Genomic DNA, 24,369 nt, shown 5'->3' on the forward strand with positions numbered 1-24,369 from the left:
CACCATGCGTTTGAATGCAGCGGTGGATGCTCAGAGTCTGGCAGCCGCCGATGCTTCCGGGCAGCCGGGCAACAACGCGGTTGCCATGGCCATTGCGGCATTGCGTAACCAGCCAATTGCCGGGCTGGGAAATGTATCTCCCAATGAATATTACAACGGGCAAATCACATCATTTGGCGTACTGACCAAAAATGCCACTCAAAACAGCACCACTCATGGGCTGGTTGCCAAAGCCCTCAACGATCAGCGCGAGGCGGTTGGGGGGGTATCGCTGGATGAAGAAGCGGCAAATCTTGCCAAAGCGCAGCGCGCTTATCAGGCAGCAGCCCGTGTGCTGACGGCGTATGACGAGATGCTGGATCGCATCATCAATGGGCTGGGACTGGTCGGGCGGTAATGGAAAGGCAGGGATGAGAACATGCGTGTAACCCATCAAGGAATGATCAACAATACCATTGCTCATTTATCCGGTAATATGGATCAAATCGCCCGCCTGCAAAGCAAAATTGCTGCCGGCAAGAAAAATCTGTCCCCCTCCGACGATCCGGTGAACACCTCGCAAAGTCTGACCATGCGTTCTACACTGAATAACCTGCAAGCCTACCGCAGCACCAACGAATTGACCCGCGAGTGGATGGAAGCCGCCGATTACAGCCTCGAACAATTACAGACGATTGGTGTGCGGGCGGTAGGGCTGATCACACGCGGTTTGAGTGATACCATGGGAAGCGATGAGCGCCAACATGCGCTGGCTGCCGAAATTGACGGCATGATTGCCCAAGTGGTTCAAATTGGGAACTCGACCCACAAAGGTGAATACATTTTTGCCGGTTTTCAGCTGCACACCCAGCCGTTTGTGATGAGTGATCCGAATACACTCGTCTATCAGGGGGATAACGGCCTTTTACAGCGCGCAATTGCGCCCGGTCAGTCGGTGGTGATGAACCTGCCCGCAGAACCCGTCTTTCGTCCGCTGGTTGAATCACTGATAGCTGCCCGCAATGCGCTGCAATCAGCCAGTTTTGATCGGAATGCTTTACAAACGGCCTTTACCCAGTTAGAATCAGCGCTTGACGCAGTGGATGCGCAGCGCACGGGGCTGGGCACACGAATGCGGCAGGTGAAGGCAGCCAGTGATGGGATTGATAAGACTGAAATTGAGCTGAACAGTCTGCTTTCCAAAAGAGAAGACCTGAACATGGCGGAAGCCATTACCCTGCTGCGCGGTCAGGAGACGACCTATCAGGCAGTACTGGAAGTCAGCCGGCGTGCCATATCGGCCCTCAGCCTGTTCGATTATCTGCGCTGATCGTGAGGCGCTGTGCCTTCGGGGACACAGGCAGCCATCCTCCAAAAAGGTAAAGGATCCCGGCTATGTTAGTGCTGACCCGACGGGTAGATGAAAGTATTGCGATTGGTGATTCGATCACGGTCACTGTGCTGGCGGTGGAAGGTGACCGCGTCAAACTGGGCATAACAGCTCCGCGTGAAGTGCTGATCTTGCGTCAGGAAGTTGCTGATGCCGTCAAAGAACAGACCCGCTTACAGGAATTGCTGGCAAGCGGCCCGGAGCCGGAATCGTTTGAAGCCTTGCGCAAATTGCTGGCCGATGAGTCGCCCGATCCGCAGCCGGGAGAAGCACCGGAGAGTCCCGACCAGGCATAAAGGCGCCCCTCGTTTATGGAAAATAAAATGCTGACCATCTGTGGTCAGCATTTTTTTATCGTGGGTTTGGGATAAGCGCAAAACCCTGTGAGCAGCGAAATGTGTAATTGACCCCCTCCCACCTCCCCCAATATCACAGAAGCGATATTGGGGGAGGCGCAGGAAGGGGCAAAATTCTGAAATCGGATGTATAAAGAGGATTTATCCCGAACTGACGTTTTTTTATTATTTTCATGCGTTCTTTGGCTGTATTTTACGCGCTCTTTACTGAAGCCTTACCGGGCTTGTGTTAATCTTACTCCAGAGCGTATGGATTTTATCTTCAATACGGCGGGTTGCTATGCAAATGGTTTTTGACATCAGCCAAGATGAACTCCCCATTTTTCTGGCGGAGGTGGATGAACACCTTCAAACCCTGGATGAAACGCTGGTGGAGCTGGAACATCGCAGCGGTGATAGCGATTTGCTGCAAAATGCCTTTCGGGCGGCGCATACCCTGAAAGGCATGGCGGGCATGATCGGTCACCACCGCATGACCAACCTCACCCACGCCCTGGAAACGGCCTTCGACGGCCTGCGCAAGGGGCAGTACTCGGTCAGCACGGCGTTGATTGACCTGTGCCTGGATGCGGTGGACGGTTTGCGCGCGCTGCGCGATGAGGTGACTCAGGGTTTGCTCAGTGATTATGATCCGCAGCCGTTAATCGAAGCGTTTGCGGATTTCACATCCTCAAACAAGGGTCAAATTTCAAATCAGAGCCGGGTTGAGTCAATCCCTCATGAACCACCTCAGCCTCAACCGATAGAAGCACAATCCAACGGGAAAAAACTGCTCCATATTCAGGCGCAAATTGACCCGCACAGCATTGCTTCAGCGGCGCGCGCCTTTCAATTAATGATGGCGCTGCAAGAGTTGGGGGAAATTTCGGCGATGCAGCCCAGCCTGGAGCAAATTGAAACCGCCCAACCGGTGCAGACATTCCAGGCACAATTGTTGACGAAGGTCAATGAAGATACCGTAGCGGAAAAACTTGGGCAGATCTCGGAGGTTGAACAAGTTATTGTGCAGGCAGATGGGGCAAGCAAGGCGGTTATTAAGACGGAAGATAAGCCCCAGCCTTCTCGCCCGCACCCATCCGCGGCTGTTGAAAAATCGAATGACCAGCCAGCGGCTGCACCGCTCAACCAGCCGGCCCGCAGCCGTTCCAATGGCAGCGCCGGGCGCGGCGGGGTGGAGATGACCGTACGCACCAGCGTCGAACGGCTGGACAGCCTGATGAATCTGGTGGGTGAGTTGATTACGGACCGCAATCACCTCTTTCAGGTGCGGAACAAACTGGAAGCGCAAGCCCACAACGATCCGCTGGTTGAAAACCTGGCCGAAACGGTAGCCCACATCAGCCGCATCACCGATCAGCTGCAGGAAGAGGTGATGCGCATCCGCATGCTGCCGATTGGCAACCTGTTGCATAAGTTTCCGCGCATGGTGCGCGATATGTCCCAAAAGGCGGGCAAACTGGTGGATGTGGTCATTCATGGTGAGGATACCGAACTGGACCGCTCGATGATCGAGGAAATCAACGACCCGTTGATTCACCTGGTGCGGAATGCGATTGACCATGGCATCGAACCGCCGGATGAACGGCGGGCAGCGGGTAAACCGGAGCGCGGCACGGTTACGCTGAATGCCTGGCATGAGCAGGGGCGTATCATTCTGACCGTTTCGGATGACGGACGCGGTATTGACCCGGCGGTACTTCGCAAAAAAGTGGTGCAGAAAGGATTGATGACGGCTGAAGAAGCCGCAGCCCTCACCGATGAGCAGGCGGTTGACCTGATCTTCCTGCCCGGATTTTCCACCGCTGAAAAGGTGACCGATATTTCCGGGCGCGGGGTGGGAATGGACATCGTCCAGACCAATATCCAGCGCGTCAATGGCACCATTCACATCGAAACGGCGGTTGGACGCGGCACCACTTTTCAGATCGTGCTGCCTCTTACGCTGGCGATTGTGCCGACCCTGCTCGTCAAGGTTGGTTCGGCTACCTTTGCCATTCCGCTGGTCATGGTGCTGGAAACTTTGCGGCTTTCCCCGGCGGATATTAAAACCATCCGCCAGAAGCCGGTTACCCTGCTGCGCGGCAGCGTGCTGCCCCTGGTTTACCTGCGCGAGTTATATCACATCCCTGAAAACGGTCAGCAGCGCAAACGTCTGTTTGCGGTGGTCATTCAATCCGGCAAGCACCGCGTCGGCCTGGTGGTGGACGGGTTTATGGGGGAAGAAGAAGTGGTGGTCAAATCGCTGGGCAAACTGGTCGGGGAAATTCCGGGTATTTCCAGTGCCGCCATTTTGGGGGATGGCAGCATTACCCTGATTGTGGATGTGCCTGCCCTGCTCCGGCTGGCCGGTATTCATTAGGGAGGAGGTTATGAGCAGCGCTGTGGAATTTGACGAACGTTTGATTGAAACTTTACGCTCGCTGACCACGATTGGTATTCACAACGCCGTGCGTGGTTTTTCCGGCTTACTGGGGCACAAACTGGACTTTGGCGAGCCGAATGTTAAGTTGGTGCCGCTGACCGAGATACCGATGATTGTCGGCGGGCCGGAAAATGAGGCGGTGGGAATTTACCTGCGGGCCGAAGGTGATTTTCATGCTCAAATCATGATGATTTTGCCGCTGGAAAAAGCCTTCCAGCTGGTGGATTTGTTAATGGAACAGCCGGAAGGCAGCACCACCTTTCTCGGCTCGCTGGAGCGTTCCGCGCTGGGCGAAGTGGGTAACATGACCGGCACCTTTTTTATGAATGCGGTTGCCAATGCACTTGGGCGGGAAATCCGCCCAACCCCCCCGGCGGTGATGGTGGATATGGTGGGTGCCATTCTGGATATTATTGTCGCTACCACCGGGGGAGTCAGTGATCATGTGCTGCTCATTCAGACCTGTTTCAAGGACGGCAGCCGTTCGGTGCTGACCGATTTCTGGGTCATCCCGGATGCCCAATCCCTGCAAGCCTTACAGCAGGCCGAGAAGAGAGAATGAAAGAACCGATCAGTGTCAATCTGGGTGAGGTAGTCGTTTCCAGCGATCCGGCCGATGTGCTGGTGGCTTACGGCCTGGGGTCATGTCTGGGAATTACCATGGTGGACAGGCAGCGCCATATCTGTGGCTTGCTGCATGCCGTGCTGCCTCACCGCTTGAACGGCGCTGATCCGTATTGTGCCAAATATGTGGATAGCGGCATTGAGGGTTTACTGAACGCCATGCTCAAAGCCGGTGCAGAGCGCCGCAACCTGATTGTGCGTATGGCGGGCGGCGCCAACATGCTGACGGCTGCCGGGCTTTCTCAGACCTTTGATGTTGGCACGCGCAACATTGAAAGTGCGCTTGAAACGCTGCAACGCCTGAACCTGCCGCTGCATGCGCAGGAAACCGGTGGTCACAGCGGCCGAACTGTGCGGGTTTACGTCGCCACCGGGCGGGTAACTGTTCGGGTGGTCGGCGGTGTAGAAAAGGATTTGTAATTCTTTCAGGAGGAAGGACGAATGACCAAGATACTCATTGTGGATGACGCTGAATTTCTCCGCGTTCGGATCATCAAAATGCTCACCGGTCAGGGTTTTGAGGTCTATGAAGCGGAAAACGGCGCCAAAGCGGTTGAAAAATACAAAGAGGTGCGTCCGGATGTGGTGTTGATGGACATCACCATGCCGGAAATGGACGGCCTGGCAGCGCTCAAGGAAATCCGCGCCTTTGATTCGCAAGCCAAAGTGGTCATGCTGACCGCGCTGGGTCAGGAATCGGTGGTGCTGGAAGCGGTTAAGTCTGGCGCGCGTGATTTCATCGTCAAGCCGTTCGAGCATGACCGCGTGATGAGTGCGATTCACAAACTGGCGGGCTAGGTTATCGCATGGTGTCCCTGCCTCAGTCCTCGAGTGTTTCGCCTTCGCCTGCCCAACCGGTGCGGGTACTGGTGGTGGATGATTCGGCGTTCATGCGCTTTTCGATCACCCAGCACTTGAACGGGCGCGCCGGAATTCAGGTGATTGGCAGCGCGCGGGACGGGCAGGAAGCCCTCGAACTCATCCCCACCCTTCAGCCGGATGTGGTGACTCTGGATGTGGAAATGCCGCGTTTGGATGGTATTTCCACCCTGCGCGAAATTATGGTGCGTTTCCCCCGTCCGGTGGTGATGTTAAGCAGTCTGACCCGCGAAGGTGCGGTGACCACCATTCAGGCGTTGACACTTGGGGCAGTGGATTTCATCACCAAGCCCGAACGCCAGCTGGATATCCAGACGGTCATGGATGAGGCTGCTGCAAAAATTGTGCGGGCTGCCAATGCGCGGGTCAAGCCGTTTGCCCTGATTCGCCCGGCTGCCCAACCCAAACCGGCTGTGGAGAAGACGGTGCGCCCGCTCAAAACCGGTGAGCCGATTGTGCTGATTGGCAGCTCGACCGGCGGGCCGCGCGCACTCAACGAGGTGGTGCCGGCGCTGCCTGCCAGTTTACCGGCTGCAGTCGTCATTGTCCAACACATGCCGGCCGGCTTTACCCATTCTCTGGCGGAGCGTTTGAATGCTCAGTCCAAACTGCTGGTACGCGAAGCTCAGCCGGGTGACCGCCTGATGGTCGGGCAGGCGCTGCTGGCGCCGGGCGGCTTTCACATGGTGTTGGATGAAAACGAACAAATCGCGCTCAATCAGAATATGCCGGTGCACGGTGTACGTCCGGCGATTGATGTCACCCTGACCTCGCTGGTGCAGCGCTACGGTAAACGGGTGATTTCCGTCATCCTTACCGGCATGGGCAGTGACGGCACCAACGGAAGTGTTTTGCTGCACAGTCTCGGCGGTACGGTGATTGCTGAGCACGAATCAACCTGTGTGGTATGGGGTATGCCGCGCAGCGTGTTGGAAAAGCAGGCCGTGGATGTGGTTGTGCCGCTGCCGGATGTGGCTGACGCCATTCAAAAAGCCGTGCAGGAAAAACTTGCCATGTCACCGGGGAGATGAGCAAAGTGGAAACCGAAACTTATACCCAAATCAAAACTTCGGTCAAGCATCTGCTCAATATTGACCTGAATCATTACAAAGAAGAGCAGATGAAGCGCAGACTGGATTCGTGGCTGGCTCGTTCGCGCGCTTCCTCCTGGAATGATTACTTTGCTCTGCTGCGAGAAAACAAGGATGAATTAGAAAAATTCCGCAACTACCTGACCATTAATGTAACCGAGTTTTTCCGCGACCCCGAACGCTGGGCTGCCCTGCGGCGGGATATTCTGCCGCGTCTGCTGGCGGAGACCGAGCGTGACCCGCAGCGGCGCGGTGCTTTGCGGGTGTGGAGCGCCGGCTGTTCGGTGGGTGTGGAAGCCTACACGCTGGCCATTTTGCTGGAAGAGGTTGCACCGGGCAAACCCCATTTTCTTTTGGCGAGCGACCTTGACCGCGGTGCTCTGGCCAAAGCCCGCGCCGGCGGGCCGTATCTGGCTGAAGAAACCCGCAATCTAACCCCGGAGCAGCGCATTCGGTTTCTTTCTCCATCCGCGCCATTTTTCGTCAAACCCGAAGTGGTGCGAAAAGTGACCTTTCGTGAGCAAAATCTACTCAACGATCCCTTTGAAAGTGGTTTTGACCTGATCGTTTGCCGCAATGTGATTATCTACTTTACCAATGAAGCCAAAACACTGCTCTATCGTAAATTTCATCAGGCGTTGCGCCCCGGCGGGGTGTTGTTCCTCGGCGGAACGGAAATCATGCCGCGGCCGGCTGAACTGGGTTTCCGCAATGCCGGTATTTCCTTTTACATGAAGGAATAAGAGGTCAAGATGATGCGTTACACACTGGACGACTTGATCCGTGAAGCGGGCAAACTGCCCCCGCTGCCGCAAGCTTCGCAGCGTGCGCTGGAATTGATGCGCTCGCCGGATTGTAATTTGAGCGCAGTGGCGGATGTGCTGGCAGTGGATCAGGTGCTTTCCGGTGTGGTGCTGCGGGTGGCCAATTCGGCATTTTACGGCATGCCCAACCGGATTGCCACCGTCCATCAAGCCGTGGTGGTCATCGGCTTGCAAGCGCTGTATGAGATCATTCTTGCGGCCAGTTTGGGCAGTTTCCTCAACCGCCCGCTGCCGGGTTACGAATTGCGCAAAGGCGAATTGTGGCGGCACTCGCTGGGCGTGGCGATTTGCGCCAGAACGATTGCCCAGAAACGCAGCTGGAAAAATATCGAGGAGTTTTATTTTGCCGGTCTGCTCAGCGATATTGGCAAACTGGCGCTGGAAAAGCTGTTACGCAGTATGGCGTTCAGTTTGAACGAATGGCAGTCCACTTCATTTCTGGAAATTGAGCGCTCTTACTTTGGAATTGACCATGCCATGCTGGGAGCGGAAATGGCGCGGCGCTGGCGTTTGCCGGAAGGGTTGGTGGCCGTCATCGCGCACCACCATAACCCGGCAGCCGCGGGGCCGTATCAGGCGCAGGCCTATGCGGTGCACATCGGTGACAGCATCATGATGATGATGGGAATCGGGATTGGCCGCGATGGGCTGCAATATGCCCTGGATGAGCGCGCTGTGGCTGCCCTCAACCTGACCGAAACCGAACAGCAGGAACTGATTACTGCTGTAATGGATCAAATTGAAATGGCGGAGATGTTAATTACACTGCCCGGCCCGGCGTGAGGCTGCCGTGCGGTGATTGAGGAGGTATGAATGTATGGATGTTAAGTTCTTAAATCCCTTTGTAGAGGCAGCCGTAGAAGTGTTGAAAGCCGAAATCGGCGTCAATGTTCAGCGCGGCAGCCTTTCCCTGCATCAATCCGCGCTGACCACCGATGATGTTACCGTCCTGATTCATCTGGTCGGGCAGGTGTACGGTGTGGTGATGTACGGGATGAACACCCAAACCGGCATCCGCTTTGTGACCCAAATTTTGGGGCAGGAGTTTACCGAGTTTGATTCGCTGGCGCAAAGCGGCGTGGCAGAACTGGGTAATGTCATCTCCGGGCGGGCAACAATTAAGTTCTCGCAGGCCGGATACGCGTCCAATATTTCACCGCCCACCCTGATCAGCGGCAAGGGAGTGCAAATTTCCACGCTTGATTTTCCGCGTATCGTCGTGCCGCTGCAGACCAATCTGGGTGAATTGACCGTTCATCTCGCCCTGCGGGAGAACCGCAACGGCAAACAGGAAGAATTTGTCGCGCTCACCCCTGCCGCCAAGGGCAGCTGAGCAGAAAGGATTTGCCATGAACGTCAAGTTTCTCAATCCTTTTGTGGAAGCGGCTTACGAGGTGCTGCGCGCCGAAACCGGTATGGACATTCAACGTGGTGAACTTCGTCTGGAACAGGGAATGTATGTCACCGATGATGTGACGGTCATCCTCTCGCTGGTTGGAGCGGTCGAAGGCACCGTTTTTTACAGCATGAACCGTTCGGCTGCGGTACGCTTTGCTTCGATCATGCTGGGTGAAGCGTTACAGGAGTTAGATGGGCTGGCGCAATCGGGCATTGCGGAAATTGGCAATGTCATCACCGGACGGGCGAGCATGAAACTCTCCGAAAACGGCTATGAGTCGAACATTTCGACGCCCTCGCTGATTCTTGGTAAAGGTGCTTCGATTTCGACGCTGGATTATCCGCGGCTGGTCGTTCCGCTGGTAACCGATGCCGGTGCGGTGGAAATTCACCTGGCGTTACGTGAGGGTAAGCGCGGCTTAAAGACCCCTCAAATTGCAGTTCCGAATGCCAAAGCCATCAGTGGCTAACCATCTTAGAAAAAAAGAAAGGAGTGTAATCAACAATGGAACATCAACTGGTCGTTTTTGAGCTGGAAAATGAAAAATACGGTGTGGATATTGCCTCAGTTGAGGGCATTATCAAGATGCAGGAAATCACCCGCCTGCCGCATGCGCCGGAATTCATCGAGGGAATTACCAATCTGCGCGGAACGATTGTGCCGGTGGTGGACCTGCGCACCCGCTTTGGCCTGCCGAGCAAAGAGCCAACTCGCGACACGCGGATTGTGATTGCCAACATGGACTCCAGCAAGGTGGGCATCATTGTAGACGCCGTTACGCAGGTGATTCGGGTTCCGGAGGATAAAATCGAACCCCCACCGCAGATGTCGGTAACAATCAACTCGGCGTTCATTAAAAACATTGCCAAGTTGGAGAGTGAACTGGTCATCCTGCTGGATTTGGGCAAGGTCCTTTCTACTGAGGAACGCGAAGCATTGACGGTAATGGCATGATCCCGCCTTTGCGATCCACACCCAGCCGATCCCTGGCGCTGGCTTACTGGCGGCAGAAAACCGCCCGGCGGGCTGCTGCCCGTCCTTCAGCTTCTAATCTGCTGGATATTTTGCTGGATGGTTATTGTGTGCTGGATGAAGAGGGACGCATCCAGCACACCAACCCGGCGCTGGAAAGTTTGCTGGCTTGTCCGGCTCACCAGTTAGGCGGCAGGCTGCTGCTGGAGTTCATTGAACCATCCTGTCAGACCGATTTTCTTTCTTTGCTGGAATTGATGAAATACAGCCGCAGCCGGATTGGACCGCTGGAAGTCGAGATGAAGACAGCCGCCGGTGAGCCTTTGGCGGTCTTTTTGACCCTGGCGCCTTCCCCCAACGGTGGCCGGGAGCTGGCTCAGGTTCTATTGCGGGATGTTTCTCAATGGCGGCAGGTGCAAAACGAACTGGTCGCTGTCAATTTGATGCTCGAACAATCGTTCACCGATACACTGGAAGGTTGGGCAAAAGCGCTGGAACTGCGCGATTATGAAACGCACGGTCATACCCAGCGAGTAGCCGAAGCCACGGTGCAGTTAGCCCTGGAGATTGGGTATCGGCTGGAGGAGGTGTTGAACCTGCGTCACGGTGCTTTGCTGCATGATATTGGCAAGATGGCAATCAGCGACACCATATTACTCAAACCTGGCCCGCTCAACGAAGCCGAATGGGAGATCATGCGCCGCCATCCGGTTTATGCCGAACAGTTACTGCGTCAGATTGACTACCTGCGCCCGGCAATTCCCATCCCTTACTGTCACCATGAGAAATGGGATGGCAGCGGTTATCCGCAGGGGTTGAAGGGAGAACAAATCCCATTGGAGGCGCGCTTGTTTGCTGTGATTGATGTGTATGATGCGCTCCGTTCCAGCCGCCCCTACCGTCCTGTGCCCTGGAGCGAAGAACGCACCCTGGAACACATCCGCCAGCAAGCCGGTACTCATTTTGATCCGGAGGTGGTGAAAGCGTTTCTGAAAATGAAAAATTTTGATTGAATGAGAAACCGGTTTTCAATGAAAATTTCTTAATGGAAGGGGGGGGAATTCCACTGCCAGTGTTGTTCTGCCTTTGAGCCGAGACCATGAAAAAAATAAGCCTCTCCCGCCTTGGGAGAATTTAAGCGGGAGAGGAAGTAAATGACAGAATTAGTTTTTGGGGGTAAGAACGTAATATACCAAACCGGCTGTGACACCGTAGATCAGATGGCCTAGCAAGCTCATCCATTGCGGCTGTCCAATGACGAAAACCATCTCATTCATGCCCAACATCAAAGGCATCATGATCAACGCTCCGAGTACCCACCAGACAATGCCGTTCACTGTCCCGCCAATCAATGCAGTAGCGATTTGATTGGGAAACCGTGGAATCACGAATCCATACACAGCTCCAATGAAGGCGCTGATGCCCATGTGAACGATGAACCCGATCACCGCGTTTTCCTGTCGTACAAGCATGCCGACCATGGGCAGCATTCCCATCATTCCCATCATGATGCCGAACACAACGCCGCCCGCCAAACCGCCGATGATGCCGTTGACAATGGACTTTGTAGAACTTTTACTGACTGCTAAGGTTGCCATTTTTACCTCCATAAGAACGAATATCATTAAGATTTTGGTTGTTTCTATTTCTTTGAACTCGTGAAGGTTGTTATTCTTACTTTCCTCAACAAAATCGGTATAATTCGCTTATGGGTAATTCGCGACAAACCAATGAGGAATGGCTGGCGCAGCTGCGTGCCACCGGCGAAATTCAAACGCGAGCCATTGAGGATTTAAGCGAGATCATCCGTAAGGGGCTGTTGAGTGGTTTGAACAGTTATCTGGCAAATGATGCGGGGCGAATTGAAAATCTCATTGAAGAAATTACCCAGGAAACCATCTTGCGGGTTTTACAACACCTGGGTACTTTTGAGGGACGCAGTCAATTTACCACCTGGGTTTACAAAATTGCCATCCGCCTTGCCTTTTCAGAACTGAGAAAAAGGAGGTGGAAAGATGTTTCGATTGAAGCGAACCTTGAATCGGATGATGAAAAACCCCCGGCGTTCTCTGCGGGCGAGTTATCCGAATCGTCTTTCCAGCCGGAGGGAGTAACCGAACAACGCGAATTCATCCGCTTATTATGGCGCATCATTCAACAAGATCTGACCAATCATCAGCGCCAAGCATTAATAGCCGTTATCATGAAGGGAGTCCCCATGGAAGTGGTTGCTGAGAAAATGGGAATGCGGCGCAATGCATTATATAAATTGTTACACGATGCGAGGAAACATCTGAAGCGGGAACTTATCAGTGCTGGATATGCTGTTGAAGAAATATTTTCGTTATTTCAACTGCCGGAAAAGTAAGAATTGGGATTAAAATCTTTCCAATGAGAAATGACTATGTTTCAATCGTTTCGTGAATTTTTGAACAAACTCTTCAAACCATTTACTGGCAAGCCAGAAAAAATGCCTCCCGTTTCCCTTGCAGAAGCCAGAATGATGGCGGAGATGATCGCCGGGACGGAAGAAGTTGAATTAACCTGCGATGAAGTCTTTGAATTATTGGATCAATTCACCGAGATGGCCGTGCGGGGCGAAGATGTGGCTCATTTGATGCCGTTGGTGCACCGCCATTTGGAAATGTGTCCGGAGTGCCGTGAGGAATACGAAACCTTGCGGCGAATATTGGAAGCCAAATTAATTTAGGGGGTGTACACTCTGGTATCCGGACGAAAGGCTGCCCACGAAAACCAGAGATGATTAATGGCAATGGCGGGAGTTAACTTTCTGCCAACCAGCGGTCCACTCACCGCATTGCCAAAAATATCCCATATTGTGCCGGTTTCCACATCCCGAACCTGTTCATTTGACCACTCAAAGGTCAGCATCCGATTGTCCAGCAATCTCGAATAAGCCGCTGCGCTGCCTACATCGTTGCCTTCGCTGATGATGCTGGTATCCAAAGCTGAGGCAACCCCTTTCTGCCAGAGAATGAGGATTGGCTGCCCATCAACCTGATCGTTGATCACCCTGACCTGTGAGAGCACCTCGTAGGGGTAGGCCACTGCTTCATTAGGGGTTGCAATAGCCAGAACCCGTGCTTTGGGTGGAAGGGTTTGCGGGGTTGGCGGCCCGTCATAAAGAAAAGGCGGGTTATTGATGTCATCGTATCCAATATATGGGTTACGTCCGTAAGGGCGATTGTATCCGGTTTCTCTGGAGAGAACTTTACCATCAGGGAAACGTTCACGAAAATCCTGCCAGGCGACAATTGTAGCCGGGTAATAGATGAGATATTGACCGGCATAATGGCCGGCAATGCCTTCGCCAGATGCCTGCTGCCACCAGCTTTCAGTCTGACGGTCATACATGATGAGGTTGCTGAAACGAAGTCGCCCGGTAGTGCCAAAGTCCAGAATGCGATGATCAAGCGTGCGTTCAAAGGCGATTGCTGTGTTGCAAAGCGGGCAGAAAGTGACCGCCAGCGGCAGTCCACCGATGGTATCATTGACAATTTCATGCCAGGTCAGTATCTGCAGGGGGTAAGCACGGTTTTCGTCGTTGGCAGAAACCCAAACAACCGGTTCATTGGGCTTCAACCACTGGTCCGCCTGAGCGATTGTGAGGAATTTTGGTTCATTGATTGCCGGAATACCATCTTTGGGTACACCACCGGAGAGAATTTCAGAGTAATGGACGGTATGACGCGTAAAATCCGTCCGAAATTCTTGCACGGCAAAAGCAGGTGGCTCTTCGGGGGGCAATAATTTTGTACCAAATAAATCAACGGGGGCAGTCGGAGAAGCGGTATTCTCAGCAGGCGATAATACTGGTGTGGTTTCGGCTTTCACTGTTGGGGGAGGGGTGGTTCGTGAAACTGTACACGCGCTTAAAGGTATAAAAACCAGTAACCAGAGGAGTTTGTTCATCTTCTTCGCTCCATTTTTAAGAAAAACGACCACCTTCCCCGCATCCAGGTGGGCAATTGCCAGAGGGATACCCGCTGAAAATTAGATGGTTTGGCGGAGTGAAATCTTACTCAGCTGGCCGCCTGCCACCACGCCACGCCCACCAGCCCCGGCCCGGCATGAGCGCCGATCACGGGTGTCATTTCGGTGATGTACAATTCGGTTGGGCGTAGTTTTTCCCGCAGGGTTTGTGCTATCTGCTCGGCACAACCGCTGTCATCGGCGTGGAAGCAGATCAGCACGCTGCCTCCGGATTGGAGATTTTTCTCCAACCAGTTGAGCATTCGTTCAATGGCTTTGCGGCGGGTGCGTTCCATCCCTTCCAGATGAATCTGTCCCTCTCGCAATGTGAGAACCGGATAGACCCGCAGAGCAGCATTTACCAGTGGGCGGATTGCGCTGACTCGCCCGCTGTGTTCGATGAAAGAGAGCGTATCCAGCACGCCAATCATCCCAATTTGCTGACGGGCTTCTGCTACCGCATTTTTGATTTTATCCAGTGAAGCACCCTGGCGGGCAAGGCGGGCAGCCAGGATTGCCATTAATCCCTGAGCCGGACCGGCAACGCCGCAGTCAATTACCTCCACCTTCAAGCGGTCTGCCAGTTGCTCGGCAGCCAAACGGGCTGAGTTATAACATTGGGTGAGATCAGCCGGTGGGGTTAATATCAATGCAGCAGAAGCCTTGCCATCCATTGCCTGAATGCGGTTGAGAAACTCTCCCGGCGCGGGCGCCGCCGTGGTGGGGTGGGTGTTGGTCGTTCGCAAAGCCTGATAATAGGCGCGGCGGTCAATGCTTCCATCGTCCGGCAGAGCCTGGCCGTCCAGAATGAGGCTCATTGGCACGATGTGAATGCCTTCCCGCTTCGCAAGTTCGTCCGGAAGGGAGGCAATGCTGTCGGTGAAAATAGCCGGTGCAGTGGAGCGTAGCGGGCGGGGGGAATATGCGGGGAATAATTCCACCAGTATTTCACGCTTGTCCCTCAGTTTCAGCCAGCGGGGCAGCAAGCGCGGCATTGCACACACCGCGGTGGTAAATGCCAGAATTACCGGTGACCAGATCACCAATGGGTGTAATTCGCGCAGGTAGTTCAAGTAGATAAGCAAAGGAAAGGCAACCAGTGTTGCCAGAATACCGCTGCCGAGCGTGGCAAAGTACACCAATCCGTACACCGGCAGGGTGATGAGCGTTGAAGCGGGGGTGAGCGCCACCAGGCCGCCCAGTGAGGTGGCCAATCCGCGCCCGCCTTTGAAGCGGAAGTAGATCGGGTAGTTGTGTCCAACCACTGCAGCTACCACACAAAAGACAGCGCAGCCCTCATTCAGAAAAAGGGCTCGGGCAATCATGACGGGGATACCCCCTTTGGCGATATCCAGCAGGGCAACAAAAGCAGCCGGTACAATCCCCACTGAGCGGGCTACATTGGCGGTTCCAGCATTACCATCCCCCAGAGAGCGGATGTCGGTTTTCTTCCACAAGCGGGTAATCAACACCGCCGAAGATAGTGAGCCCAGCAAATAACTGAAGATCAAGATGAGCACGCACTGCATCAATGTTCCACCTCCTTCCTGTGATCTACCTGAGAAGAAGCGGGGGTCAATGCGGTTGCTCAGAATCCTTTATTTGATTGTAACAAGTATTTATTGGAGGGAGATTAACAGCAAATAAAAATGCTTCACGGCAGGGTGGAATTGAAGTCCGGTAGACGAAGGGGGGCAAAAACCGGAGGAACACTTTCGGCGCGGTAGTCAGCCTGCCATGAAGATTGGATAGCAGGCAGGTTGGAAGATGAAACTGGCTGAGATGGGGCAAACAGCAGCACGAGAGGAGTGGTCGTGAAAATGGCCGCTATAATCAGCGTAAGAATCAAGCGCAGGGTCAGGCGGGAGAAAGACGTCTGGTCGGACATAGTTCATTCCCTACAGGGTTACTTCCACTTGAGGAATTTCGGTTGGGGCGGATAAGCGATAGACCATCACCCGTTCCAGTTTTCCCTTGACGGAATGCAGACCGAGAGGTTCCAAAGTGAACTGCTGCTGATTTTCTTCCAGGGCGGTAAAGGTGGCATGACCGATGAGTGCGCCTGTGCCCTTGATCAGCTGGCGGGTGAGGGCTTCCAGCCTTTGGGCGGTATTGACCGTATCGCCGATGATGGTGTAGTGCAACCGGTCTTTAGCCCCCAAACCACCGGCGATCACCACGCCGGTGTTGATGCCGATGCCGGTAATCAGCGGCGGATCGCCGCGCTGCTCGCGGATGCGGTTGAGTTCGTCAATGGCGGTAATCATTTCTACAGCCGCCTGACAGGCAGCCAGTGCGCTCTTTTTGGGGCTGAGCATACGCGGTAGAATGCCAAAAAATGCCAGCATGGCATCTCCATCAAATTTGTTGACCACCCCGCCGTGTTTGACAACAATTGGCACAAGCCGGTCAAAATATTCATTCAGCCAGTTCATCACGCGCGCCGGGTCGGCCTGTTCCGTGAGTGTGGTAAAGCCGCGAATGTCGCTCATCAGTACCGTGGCAACGGCTTGCTGACCTTCCAAACGTAGATTGCCGGAGCCGAAGGTCTGGCGCAATTGCTCACGCACTTCCGGCGAAACCGTACGCCCCAGCAGATCGCGGTAGATAAAACCTTCCTGCAGGCCGGCAATCATGGCGTTGAAAGCGTGGGCCAGCACCGATAACTCATCGTTGCCCTCCACATTGACTTTTACGCCCAGATTACCCTGCGCAACCTGCGAGGTGGCCCGCACCAGCCGCAGCAGAGGACGGGTGATCAGGTTAGCTAGATAAATTCCCACCAGAATCACGAGGAGAATGGAAATAGTGATCAACAAAAAGACTTGCAAGCGGGTGATTTGACTGGTACGCACCAGAAACGCCTGAGGCAGAGCTACCCCCAGCAGGCCCAGATCCTCTCCGCTGCGCGCTTCCCACGCCCCCAGCAGCTCAGTATAGTTGATGCCATTGATGTTCAGCGGACGGGATTTGCTGGCCTGATCCTGGGTTTGCAGCACTTCAAGCGCTAAAACGGGCTCAAGCGTGTGCTGAAAAGTGGGGAAGGTGGAGGCAATCGGGCTGCCGGACAGCGTATACAGGGTTGTATCGCTGAGCGTATCCAGTTTCATTTCCCGTACCAGCGAAGCTGCTGACTTGCCAACCAGCACTACACCGCTTAACTGCCCCTGCGTGTCCAGAATCGGCCCGCTGATGTAGAAATAATCTCCCCAGGGTGTTTGAACGAAAGCCGCAAACTTGTCGCCGCGCGCATCCTGTTCGCGGCGTAAAACCCGCTGAACAAATTGCTGCTGGCTGAAGAAGGGGTCTGCCCGTGAGTAGGTATATTCTCCGCGCGGGGCTCCCGGCAGGCGGCGGGCAGAAAAGACGGTCACCCCCTGAAGATCGAGAATTTCAACAACTTCTTCATTGTTGTTGATTGCCAGCGGCAGGGTCAGCTGGCGCAATTGTTCTGCATCGCTGGCTTGGATTGCCTCGGCAACCCCCTGTGTGTTGGCAATCAGCCGTAGGGTAGCCAGAAGACGGTCTTCTTCGCGCACCATCCAGTCGGTGGTCTGCCTGCCGGCGGCTACCAGCTGATTGAAAAAGCGATCCTGTACCGATTCGACCACCACTTGCGTGACAAGATAGGCAGATGCCAGGGCGAACAGCAGGGCAAGGATCAGGTAAGGCAGGGTAATCTTAAGGCGCACCGGGACTTTGACCGCCGGTGGCTGGCTGGCCGGTAAGCTGCTTACGGCTGGCGGTCGGCGCGGTTGAGTGGGTACATCAACGGATTGCAGACGACGTAAAGCCTGCTCGATCCAGCGCGCCTGAAACGGCTGGCGCAGGAAAACATTGAAGCCCATGGATTTTGCCAGCATCTCGCGTTGCACATCTGGAACCTGGTTGGTGAGGATGACCTTGACTTTGGGGTCTGCAGTCTGAATGCGGCGTAAGAATTCCAGCCAGCCTTCACCGGGAAAATGCAGGTCCAGCAAAATCAGATGCGGTTTGATTTGCTTGAAAAGCGCTTCAGCCTGTCCAATTTCCCACGCCTCCCAAACCTGGTCGCCCCGGCTGCGAAAGTGACGTGTCAGCGCCTGAGCTGGCTGGGCTTGTTGTTGTACGATGAGGACTCGCTGGGCAGGCATTGATCCTCAGGCAGAAATCCTTACGACAGGTATTCGCGCAGGTGACGGCTGCGGGTGGGGTGGCGCAGTTTGCGGAGTGCTTTGGCTTCAATTTGCCGGATGCGCTCGCGGGTGACGTTGAAGTAGCGGCTGACTTCTTCCAGGGTGTGGTCTTTACCGTCAATCAAACCGAAGCGCAGTTCGAGCACCTGCCGCTCGCGTTCGGAAAGCGCGCCGAGCGCGTTTTGTACCTGCTCGCGTAACATCTCACGGGCTGCCGCGTCCATCGGTTCCATGGCATCATCATCTTCGATAAAATCCCCTAGCTGGCTGCTGTCTTCATCCCCAACCGGCCGTTCCAGTGAAACAGGTTCCTCTGCCGATTGAAGAATGCGCTGTACTTTGGCTGCCGCCCAGTTCCAGCGGCGCTGCACTTCGGGATCCAGCGGAAGGTTGGCCGCCTGCGCTTTCTTGATGAGGTTAACATCCTCTTCGCTGAGAAATCCGCCTTCCAGGGCCAGTTCCTCGTTGGTTGGTTCACGCCCTAACTTTTGTACCAGATTGCGCTGGACGCGCAGCAGGCGGGTGATGGCTTCAAAAAGATGCACCGGTATGCGGATGGTGCGCGCCTGTTCAGCGATGTAACGACTGATGGATTGGCGTATCCACCAGGTTGCGTAGGTGCTGAATTTGAAACCCCGCGTTGGGTCAAATTTGTTGACTGCCCGCAGCAAACCCAAATTGCCTTCCTGAATCAAATCGAGGAAGGTGATTCCCCGTCCCAGATAGCGTTTGGCAATGCTGACCACCAGCCGCAAGTTGGCCCGGATGAGGGTCTGGTTGGCTTCCTCCGCAAGCTCGTGGATGTTCTTAATCTCTTTTTCAAGGTCGTATTTGACCAGCCGAGCTTCAAAGAAATCAATGCCCGGCAGGTCTTCGCCTTTTTTTAGAATCTCAAAAAGTTCCTGTGCCAGTTCAGATGGTAAAAGGTACAGGCACAGGTAGAGGGTAAAGGCGTTGCGAACCAGACCATCCCAAAGGGAGTCTTTTCCCCATAAACCGTTGTCGAGAAACGACCGCATATAAGAGGGAGTATCGGATTGCCAGGATTGGCGTAGGGCCTGTGCTTCTAATAAAATCAAACCCAAATCGGGTACTTCTTCATTGCTTAGACGGTTGACATCCTGCTTGAAGCGTTCCCAGGATGTATACAGATCCTCCACCACCGCAAGATATAACTGTAAATTGGGATCGAGAGCCGGGTTTTTGCCATCGAGGTGGCGGCGCAGGGTTTGCAGGTACTGGCGGGCTTCAATGCGGGCGGCCAGACGAAACTCGCTGTCCGCATCCAGCAGGTTAATTTGGCCAATTTCTTTGAGGTAAAGACGAACCGGGTCTTCGGAAAGCTCCACCGCCAGGGCAGGATCTTCTAAAATCTCCAGCGGGTCTTCCAGCGGTACTTCCGCTTCAACCCATTCGTCGGCGGGTACGAGCGGCAGGACTTCTTCAATATCATCACTCAACATACTGTTGAGATCGCCATTTTCCAGATTGGCAGCGGCAGTTAAATTCAAAGGATCCAGCAAATTGCTGGATGTTTCGGGCGGCAGTGCTTCATTGCTGGTTTCCGGCGGGCGCTTTTTTGCGCTGGATGTGGAAGATGATTTCTTAGGGGTGCGAGCCATGGTTAATAATATACCATAAAAAGAAAAAATCTCTTTTTTTATTCCACTTCTGCCACTTTTGCAAGAGCTTTCTCCAATCGGCTGCGGGCTTGAATGTAATCGGGTATCAATTCCAGATAGGGCGAAACAGCCGAAGTGCTTTGTTCCTGAAGGTCTTGCTGCATAAAGCGCATTTGCAGAATGTTTTCATTGACGCGAACCAGCCGCAGCATGATAAAGGTTCGTAATAAATCTTCTGTGTAGCGGTTGCCTTTTGGTTCACCGTATTTGAGCGGTTGCTGCAATTCCTCTAAAAAAGGTTTGAGTTCAAGAGGACAACTCCGGTCAAGGAAGGCGGTTGGTTCCATCTGATCCTGTGTCAGTGATTGAAGCAGCAATGCGGCCATGCTCTGATGTTCGCCGAATTCAAAATCCTGTGCCGAAAAACGGCTCAATCCGTTGGCTTGCAGGTGGCGGTCCAAGGTGTAAATTGCTTCGGGGTTGCGCACCAGCAGCCGCAGACAGTGCCTTTCCATTTCCTGTGCCTGCCTGCCCGGCTGAATTTCGTGGGGCGGAGCTGGACTCTTCTCGCGGGGCTGGCGTGTACGCGCCGCTGTTTTACGGGTCGAACTGGGAGAGGGCGGCGAAATGGCCTGCAAAGCGCGTTCGTCTATTTTGAGCAAGCGCGCCAACCGCTGACGGTAAGCGTCGCGCTCGACCGCATCGGGCACATCGTTGATTAAAGTTAACACCTGACGGGCGATTTCGCTTTTCACCTTGGGGTCATCCACATTGCGGCTGGCGGCCAGCGATTCCATCACATGGATGACCACCGGTTTGGCATCGGCAACAATTTGTTCCCATTGCGCCGGATCGCTCAGGACGACATCATCGGGATCTTTGCCGGGGGGGAGGGCGGTCACCCGCAGGTCAGCCTGTAAGCGGGCTTCGTGGCGCAGCAGGCCGCGGGCATCGAATACGATTTCATCGCTGTGGTCGAATGCCTGTCGGGCAACTTCCAGGCCGCGCAGGGTGGCTTTTTCACCGGCGGCATCCGCATCCAGCGCCAGCACAATGCGGCGGGTGAAGCGCTTGAGCAGGCGCAGCTGGTCTTCGCTGAGGGCAGTCCCCATGGGTGAAACTGCATTGCTGAACCCGGCCTGATGCAAGGCAATCACATCCAGGTAGCCCTCCACAATCACGGCCTGATCCTGTGCGCGGATGGATTTGCGTGCCAGATGAAGCCCGTACAACAGCCGGCCTTTATCGAAAAGCGGAGTTTGGGGAGAGTTGAGGAATTTGGGCTGATCTTCTGCGCGCAAAACCCGGGCGCCGAAGCCGGTCATCTTTCCGCTCATATCGCGAATGGGGAACATGATGCGGTGGCGGAAGCGGTCGTAACCCCCGCCGTCCTGCCGTTCGGTCAGCAGGCCGGCCTCACGGATTTCTTCAAGGGTATATCCTTTGCCGCGCAAGTAGTTCAAAGCAGCATCCCACGAGTCAGGAGCGTAACCCAGTTCAAAAATCTCCATCGTTTGGGGCTGGATGCCGCGCTGCTGCAGGTAAGCCCTGGCCTGTTTACCGGCAGGGGTGTTGAGCATCTGATGGCGGTAGTACACAACGGCTTCTTCCAGCAGGTTGCGCAGCCGGTCGAATTCTTCGGCCTGAGCCTCCTGCTGAGGAGAAGGTGTTTCCAGCGTGACGCCGGCACGTTCTGCCAGATAGCGCAGGGTTTCGCTGAAGTCCCAGCCTTCTTTTTTCATCACAAAGCGGAATACATCACCGCCTTCGTTGCACTGTCCAAAGCAGCGCCATGTGCCGGAATCCGGGAAAACCACAAACGCCGGTGTGCGGGTATTGGTATGAAACGGGCAAAAACCAATATAGTTCTTTCCGGTTCGGCGCAGTTTGACCGTTTCTGAAACCAGTTCAACGATGTCAATCCGCGCTTTGATTTCATCAATTGCGCTCATAGTTTGATTTTAACGTTGAATCGGTGCTCAGATAAGGATTTCCAGCGGCGGATATAAGCTGATTTCTTCCCCGGATTCCCAATAGAAGGGACGAATGGGGGATATCTCAAGGTTTGTGCCTTTACTTCAATAAATCAAAAATCATTTTGATAGCTATCACCCAGAGTAAAATGCCAATTATCTGCTTTAACTGGGAACTTGAAACCTTTTTTTTCATCAATTGCGAGCCTGCTATTGATCCACCTGCCGCCATGACCGCCATGATACCTACAAAAAACGGGTCTAGCCTGCTCATTGTGGCATGACCGAGAAAACCGGAAAAAGAAGAAAATACCACCACCAGGGCTGTTGTTCCTGCAGCCACTTTGGCATCTAAACCTAACCAGTTGAGCACAGGCAGAATAAAGTTGCCGCCTCCAACCCCCAGCAGTCCACCAATAAAGCCGGCCACAGTGCCAATGCTGGCTCCGACAAGGGTCTCAGCCGATCGGTTGAGCGGCTGGGTACGCTTCTTTGTCTTATAAAAAAGCATTACGGCTCCGGCAAAAACCAGAAAGGCAGCAAACAGCCCAAGCAGTACGCTTCTATTAACGGAAGCAGTCAATCTTGCGCCAATTGGAGAAAATAAGACAGCAGCAATTAGGACTGGCAATCCGACTCGCCAGTTGATCAATTTGCCCTGCCAGTAATTGATGGTTGCCAATAAGAGGCTAACTACATTCAATAACAAAGCAGTGGGGGTTGCCTCGGCCAGAGGCACCCCCAGATAGTAGAACAAAGGAACAAACAAAAAAGCTGCTCCCAGGCCTGCCATGGCCAGAAGGCCGGAGAGTACAAAGACCAATCCCGCACTGATAAGATAGATTGTGGGAGACATTCAGTTTTTATTAGCGGCCATAGCCAGAGCAGGGGATGCAAACAAGTTGTTGGCCGTCCACGCGCAAATAGGCAAGGGCAGTTAATTCACCACAGCGGTCGCAGGGTTTGAATCCCATCACTTCTGGCAGCCAATTGCCCGAGTATTCGAAGATTTCGCCGATTTTCAGCACTTCTTCTTCCGGTGCATTCCAGACCAGTTCCACCAGCTCCATCTGATCTTCCAAGGGGATATCGTCGGGTGAGATACCGGCAGCTCGCTGCTGCATAAACCTGGATGCGGCAATTTGCTTTTGTAATTTACTTGTGAATACCACCCGTACCGCCCGGTTGGTATCTTTTTCGATCAGGGTAAAACCAAGTTTTCCAAGGGGATTTTTGCGAATATTCCCTTTGCCAAATGTGCAACCGGTGGCATATTGAACACCGTCACCAAAACACATACCGCCATGCTCCTCGCCTATTTCAACGATACCATAAAGCTGGGTGCCGCCAGAGCGCTTGACGCCCAGTTTTTCCAGCGCAGCAAGTCCTACGCGAACGCCTGCAACACTTGCCCAACAGCGGTGTCCATGAAACTCCAAGGCTTTTTCTAATACTGTTCGAGGATCCATTTTTGTTTTCACCTTATTTTGAATTTTTTTTCATTAACCTTATTGCCAGTCGCCGGAATAAACCCGTAGAAATATCCAGCCAATATACTTAATTTGAGTAATTGTTGACTTATAAATCACCATCCCAAGCTAATATCTACCGCCAAATGACAGAAACACTGGTTTACCCCTTCGAAGGAATTGGTAAATTGGAATCCCGGATTGGGTGGCTGCCCTTTGAAGAATTGGGTTTTCATATTGAATATGGGGGCACCCAATTTTACTCTCTTTCATATTCAAACATATGAATGTGATTATATTCCCTTGTATTTTTTTGTCAAGATCTTTTTCAAATTCTAATATGTGACAACAATTGTTAATTCGTTAAAAGGTGTTCTTCTGTATAATGAAAATATATATCTTTGTCTTTTTCGCTATTATTCAGGGGAGCAAAAATGAAACGAGATAAGGGAGGTCAAGGGCTGGTTGAGTATGCGTTGATCATGTTGCTGGTAGCACTGGCGGTGATTGTCATTTTGGCGCTGCTAGGGCCGACCATCGGCAGTTTGTTCAGTAACATCATTCCCCTCATCTGACGCTTCTCTCACGCAAAATGATTATGGATGAACCGGAGCATAATTCCGGAGGTTATTCCCTGGGGTAAAGCGATAAACAATTTGCGCCTTTCCCAATTTTACGGAGCGGGAAAGGCGCAGATTACTCTATTTTTCAGGGGGGTTAGAACCCTTCCAGCCGCGAGAAATCGGCTACGCCGCGTGCCAATCCGGCAATGCGTTGCAGCATTCCCAGCCGGTTGGCGCGTTGAACAGCGTCCTCCGACATGACCAGCACTTCGTCAAAGAAGCGGTTGATCACCGGAATCAGGGGCAGGAAAACGGCAAAGAAATCTTCAACCGAGCCGCTGCGGCGCGGAGTGGTTTCGGCTTGCAACAAGGCGCTCAACAGGGCTTTTTCGGCATCCTCAACCAGTGCTCCCGGCTCAATGGTGAAGGTTTCCTTCTGATCTCGGGTGATGCGCACGCAGCGGGCGTATGCCGGTAAAATCTGGTTCCAATCTTCGCGCTGAGACCATTGCTGCAAGTGCTGAACAGCCCGGAAGGCAGCCGCCGGATTTTGACCCTGCTCTGCCAGCACGGCGGAAACCACATCATAGCGATAGCCTTCTTCAAGCAGGTTGCTTTGCAGGCGGCCGATGATGAAC

The 24,369-nt window shown here is 53.7% G+C and carries 27 protein-coding genes; 17 read left to right on the plus strand and 10 right to left on the minus strand.

Annotated features, from left to right (window positions below; all coding sequences use genetic code 11):
- The 14 genes from ACWIZX_RS13445 to ACWIZX_RS13510 all read left to right on the plus strand — a co-directional run.
- The coding region (locus tag ACWIZX_RS13445; protein ID WP_448336138.1) for a flagellar basal body rod C-terminal domain-containing protein at positions 1 to 397 on the plus strand (397 nt) is incomplete at its 5' end.
- Between the two features lie 21 nt (positions 398 to 418).
- Positions 419 to 1,309: a flagellar hook-associated protein FlgL gene (gene flgL, locus ACWIZX_RS13450; RefSeq protein ID WP_448336139.1), complete on the plus strand. Its 891-nt coding sequence runs from the start codon at positions 419 to 421 to the stop codon at positions 1,307 to 1,309.
- Between the two features lie 65 nt (positions 1,310 to 1,374).
- Positions 1,375 to 1,665, plus strand: a complete 291-nt coding sequence (gene csrA / locus ACWIZX_RS13455; protein WP_322793496.1) for a carbon storage regulator CsrA — start codon at positions 1,375 to 1,377, stop codon at positions 1,663 to 1,665.
- Positions 1,666 to 2,005: 340 nt separating this feature from the next.
- Positions 2,006 to 4,084, plus strand: a complete 2,079-nt coding sequence (locus ACWIZX_RS13460; protein ID WP_448336140.1) for a chemotaxis protein CheW — start codon at positions 2,006 to 2,008, stop codon at positions 4,082 to 4,084.
- A 10-nt stretch (positions 4,085 to 4,094) separates the two neighbouring features.
- Entirely contained in the window at positions 4,095 to 4,709 is a 615-nt protein-coding gene (locus ACWIZX_RS13465; protein WP_322793405.1) for a chemotaxis protein CheC, read from the plus strand.
- A complete protein-coding gene (locus ACWIZX_RS13470; RefSeq protein ID WP_448336141.1) occupies positions 4,706 to 5,191 on the plus strand; it encodes a chemotaxis protein CheD in 486 nt (161 codons plus the stop codon). The genes ACWIZX_RS13465 and ACWIZX_RS13470 overlap by 4 nt, the downstream gene beginning before the upstream one ends.
- A 21-nt stretch (positions 5,192 to 5,212) precedes the next feature.
- Entirely contained in the window at positions 5,213 to 5,569 is a 357-nt protein-coding gene (locus tag ACWIZX_RS13475) for a response regulator (RefSeq protein WP_061913808.1), read from the plus strand.
- Between the two features lie 8 nt (positions 5,570 to 5,577).
- Positions 5,578 to 6,681 (plus strand): protein-glutamate methylesterase/protein-glutamine glutaminase, encoded by a 1,104-nt coding sequence (locus ACWIZX_RS13480; protein ID WP_322793407.1) that lies wholly within the window; start codon positions 5,578 to 5,580, stop codon positions 6,679 to 6,681.
- Between the two features lie 5 nt (positions 6,682 to 6,686).
- Positions 6,687 to 7,484 carry a CheR family methyltransferase gene (locus tag ACWIZX_RS13485; RefSeq protein WP_322793408.1) on the plus strand — a complete coding sequence of 266 codons (798 nt, stop codon included), beginning with the start codon at positions 6,687 to 6,689 and terminating at the stop codon, positions 7,482 to 7,484.
- Between the two features lie 9 nt (positions 7,485 to 7,493).
- A complete protein-coding gene (locus ACWIZX_RS13490) occupies positions 7,494 to 8,348 on the plus strand; it encodes an HDOD domain-containing protein (RefSeq protein ID WP_322793409.1) in 855 nt (284 codons plus the stop codon).
- A gap of 34 nt (positions 8,349 to 8,382) precedes the next feature.
- Complete coding sequence (locus tag ACWIZX_RS13495) at positions 8,383 to 8,898, plus strand: chemotaxis protein CheX (protein WP_322793410.1); 516 nt, start codon at positions 8,383 to 8,385, stop codon at positions 8,896 to 8,898.
- Positions 8,899 to 8,914: 16 nt separating this feature from the next.
- Positions 8,915 to 9,433 carry a chemotaxis protein CheX gene (locus ACWIZX_RS13500; protein WP_322793411.1) on the plus strand — a complete coding sequence of 173 codons (519 nt, stop codon included), beginning with the start codon at positions 8,915 to 8,917 and terminating at the stop codon, positions 9,431 to 9,433.
- 35 nt (positions 9,434 to 9,468) lie between these two features.
- A complete protein-coding gene (locus ACWIZX_RS13505) occupies positions 9,469 to 9,918 on the plus strand; it encodes a chemotaxis protein CheW (protein WP_322793412.1) in 450 nt (149 codons plus the stop codon).
- A complete protein-coding gene (locus ACWIZX_RS13510) occupies positions 9,915 to 10,949 on the plus strand; it encodes an HD domain-containing phosphohydrolase (RefSeq protein ID WP_322793413.1) in 1,035 nt (344 codons plus the stop codon). The genes ACWIZX_RS13505 and ACWIZX_RS13510 overlap by 4 nt, the downstream gene beginning before the upstream one ends.
- A gap of 150 nt (positions 10,950 to 11,099) precedes the next feature.
- Here ACWIZX_RS13510 and ACWIZX_RS13515 read toward each other — a convergent pair whose 3' ends face one another.
- Positions 11,100 to 11,534, minus strand: a complete 435-nt coding sequence (locus tag ACWIZX_RS13515; protein ID WP_322793414.1) for a hypothetical protein — start codon at positions 11,532 to 11,534, stop codon at positions 11,100 to 11,102.
- A gap of 110 nt (positions 11,535 to 11,644) precedes the next feature.
- On the opposite strand from ACWIZX_RS13515, the gene ACWIZX_RS13520 reads away from it, so the two are divergent.
- Complete coding sequence (locus tag ACWIZX_RS13520) at positions 11,645 to 12,304, plus strand: RNA polymerase sigma factor (RefSeq protein ID WP_448336142.1); 660 nt, start codon at positions 11,645 to 11,647, stop codon at positions 12,302 to 12,304.
- Positions 12,305 to 12,340: 36 nt separating this feature from the next.
- Positions 12,341 to 12,646, plus strand: coding sequence for a hypothetical protein (locus tag ACWIZX_RS13525; protein WP_322793416.1), 306 nt, complete (start codon positions 12,341 to 12,343; stop codon positions 12,644 to 12,646).
- Here ACWIZX_RS13525 and ACWIZX_RS13530 read toward each other — a convergent pair.
- From ACWIZX_RS13530 to ACWIZX_RS13565, 8 genes are all read right to left on the minus strand, one after another.
- On the minus strand, positions 12,643 to 13,869 hold the full coding sequence (locus tag ACWIZX_RS13530) for a DUF3179 domain-containing protein (protein ID WP_322793417.1): 1,227 nt from the start codon (positions 13,867 to 13,869) through the stop codon (positions 12,643 to 12,645). The genes ACWIZX_RS13525 and ACWIZX_RS13530 overlap by 4 nt on opposite strands.
- A 110-nt stretch (positions 13,870 to 13,979) precedes the next feature.
- Positions 13,980 to 15,458, minus strand: a complete 1,479-nt coding sequence (locus ACWIZX_RS13535) for a glycerol-3-phosphate acyltransferase (protein ID WP_448336143.1) — start codon at positions 15,456 to 15,458, stop codon at positions 13,980 to 13,982.
- Between the two features lie 125 nt (positions 15,459 to 15,583).
- A complete protein-coding gene (locus ACWIZX_RS13540; protein ID WP_448336144.1) occupies positions 15,584 to 15,817 on the minus strand; it encodes a hypothetical protein in 234 nt (77 codons plus the stop codon).
- Positions 15,818 to 15,827: 10 nt separating this feature from the next.
- On the minus strand, positions 15,828 to 18,062 hold the full coding sequence (locus ACWIZX_RS13545; protein ID WP_448336145.1) for a cache domain-containing protein: 2,235 nt from the start codon (positions 18,060 to 18,062) through the stop codon (positions 15,828 to 15,830).
- A 20-nt stretch (positions 18,063 to 18,082) separates the two neighbouring features.
- Positions 18,083 to 19,726, minus strand: coding sequence for a sigma-70 family RNA polymerase sigma factor (locus ACWIZX_RS13550; RefSeq protein ID WP_448336146.1), 1,644 nt, complete (start codon positions 19,724 to 19,726; stop codon positions 18,083 to 18,085).
- Positions 19,727 to 19,764: 38 nt separating this feature from the next.
- On the minus strand, positions 19,765 to 21,678 hold the full coding sequence (dnaG, locus tag ACWIZX_RS13555; protein ID WP_448336147.1) for a DNA primase: 1,914 nt from the start codon (positions 21,676 to 21,678) through the stop codon (positions 19,765 to 19,767).
- Positions 21,679 to 21,799: 121 nt separating this feature from the next.
- Positions 21,800 to 22,555 carry a sulfite exporter TauE/SafE family protein gene (locus tag ACWIZX_RS13560; RefSeq protein ID WP_322793222.1) on the minus strand — a complete coding sequence of 252 codons (756 nt, stop codon included), beginning with the start codon at positions 22,553 to 22,555 and terminating at the stop codon, positions 21,800 to 21,802.
- Positions 22,556 to 22,565: 10 nt separating this feature from the next.
- Entirely contained in the window at positions 22,566 to 23,168 is a 603-nt protein-coding gene (locus ACWIZX_RS13565) for an FmdE family protein (RefSeq protein WP_322793223.1), read from the minus strand.
- 434 nt (positions 23,169 to 23,602) lie between these two features.
- On the opposite strand from ACWIZX_RS13565, the gene ACWIZX_RS13570 reads away from it, so the two are divergent.
- A complete protein-coding gene (locus tag ACWIZX_RS13570) occupies positions 23,603 to 23,743 on the plus strand; it encodes a Flp family type IVb pilin (protein WP_322793224.1) in 141 nt (46 codons plus the stop codon).
- Between the two features lie 142 nt (positions 23,744 to 23,885).
- Here ACWIZX_RS13570 and ACWIZX_RS13575 read toward each other — a convergent pair.
- A partial coding sequence (locus ACWIZX_RS13575; RefSeq protein ID WP_448336148.1) for a DALR anticodon-binding domain-containing protein occupies positions 23,886 to 24,369 on the minus strand: 484 nt, incomplete at its 5' end.

It is taken from the genome of Bellilinea sp. (genome assembly GCF_053501535.1).

What these genes read in the sequence shown, in the direction of transcription:
- flgL (WP_448336139.1), top strand. Translation starts at nt 419, where the DNA reads ATGCGTGTAACCCATCAAGGAATGATCAACAATACCATTGCTCATTTA.
- csrA (WP_322793496.1), top strand. Translation starts at nt 1,375, where the DNA reads ATGTTAGTGCTGACCCGACGGGTAGATGAAAGTATTGCGATTGGTGAT.
- ACWIZX_RS13460 (WP_448336140.1), top strand. Translation starts at nt 2,006, where the DNA reads ATGCAAATGGTTTTTGACATCAGCCAAGATGAACTCCCCATTTTTCTG.
- ACWIZX_RS13465 (WP_322793405.1), top strand. Translation starts at nt 4,095, where the DNA reads ATGAGCAGCGCTGTGGAATTTGACGAACGTTTGATTGAAACTTTACGC.
- ACWIZX_RS13470 (WP_448336141.1), top strand. Translation starts at nt 4,706, where the DNA reads ATGAAAGAACCGATCAGTGTCAATCTGGGTGAGGTAGTCGTTTCCAGC.
- ACWIZX_RS13475 (WP_061913808.1), top strand. Translation starts at nt 5,213, where the DNA reads ATGACCAAGATACTCATTGTGGATGACGCTGAATTTCTCCGCGTTCGG.
- ACWIZX_RS13480 (WP_322793407.1), top strand. Translation starts at nt 5,578, where the DNA reads ATGGTGTCCCTGCCTCAGTCCTCGAGTGTTTCGCCTTCGCCTGCCCAA.
- ACWIZX_RS13490 (WP_322793409.1), top strand. Translation starts at nt 7,494, where the DNA reads ATGATGCGTTACACACTGGACGACTTGATCCGTGAAGCGGGCAAACTG.
- ACWIZX_RS13495 (WP_322793410.1), top strand. Translation starts at nt 8,383, where the DNA reads ATGGATGTTAAGTTCTTAAATCCCTTTGTAGAGGCAGCCGTAGAAGTG.
- ACWIZX_RS13500 (WP_322793411.1), top strand. Translation starts at nt 8,915, where the DNA reads ATGAACGTCAAGTTTCTCAATCCTTTTGTGGAAGCGGCTTACGAGGTG.
- ACWIZX_RS13505 (WP_322793412.1), top strand. Translation starts at nt 9,469, where the DNA reads ATGGAACATCAACTGGTCGTTTTTGAGCTGGAAAATGAAAAATACGGT.
- ACWIZX_RS13510 (WP_322793413.1), top strand. Translation starts at nt 9,915, where the DNA reads ATGATCCCGCCTTTGCGATCCACACCCAGCCGATCCCTGGCGCTGGCT.
- ACWIZX_RS13515 (WP_322793414.1), bottom strand. Translation starts at nt 11,534, where the DNA reads ATGGCAACCTTAGCAGTCAGTAAAAGTTCTACAAAGTCCATTGTCAAC.
- ACWIZX_RS13520 (WP_448336142.1), top strand. Translation starts at nt 11,645, where the DNA reads ATGGGTAATTCGCGACAAACCAATGAGGAATGGCTGGCGCAGCTGCGT.
- ACWIZX_RS13525 (WP_322793416.1), top strand. Translation starts at nt 12,341, where the DNA reads ATGTTTCAATCGTTTCGTGAATTTTTGAACAAACTCTTCAAACCATTT.
- ACWIZX_RS13530 (WP_322793417.1), bottom strand. Translation starts at nt 13,869, where the DNA reads ATGAACAAACTCCTCTGGTTACTGGTTTTTATACCTTTAAGCGCGTGT.
- ACWIZX_RS13535 (WP_448336143.1), bottom strand. Translation starts at nt 15,458, where the DNA reads ATGCAGTGCGTGCTCATCTTGATCTTCAGTTATTTGCTGGGCTCACTA.
- ACWIZX_RS13540 (WP_448336144.1), bottom strand. Translation starts at nt 15,817, where the DNA reads ATGTCCGACCAGACGTCTTTCTCCCGCCTGACCCTGCGCTTGATTCTT.
- ACWIZX_RS13545 (WP_448336145.1), bottom strand. Translation starts at nt 18,062, where the DNA reads ATGCCTGCCCAGCGAGTCCTCATCGTACAACAACAAGCCCAGCCAGCT.
- ACWIZX_RS13550 (WP_448336146.1), bottom strand. Translation starts at nt 19,726, where the DNA reads ATGGCTCGCACCCCTAAGAAATCATCTTCCACATCCAGCGCAAAAAAG.
- dnaG (WP_448336147.1), bottom strand. Translation starts at nt 21,678, where the DNA reads ATGAGCGCAATTGATGAAATCAAAGCGCGGATTGACATCGTTGAACTG.
- ACWIZX_RS13560 (WP_322793222.1), bottom strand. Translation starts at nt 22,555, where the DNA reads ATGTCTCCCACAATCTATCTTATCAGTGCGGGATTGGTCTTTGTACTC.
- ACWIZX_RS13565 (WP_322793223.1), bottom strand. Translation starts at nt 23,168, where the DNA reads ATGGATCCTCGAACAGTATTAGAAAAAGCCTTGGAGTTTCATGGACAC.
- ACWIZX_RS13570 (WP_322793224.1), top strand. Translation starts at nt 23,603, where the DNA reads ATGAAACGAGATAAGGGAGGTCAAGGGCTGGTTGAGTATGCGTTGATC.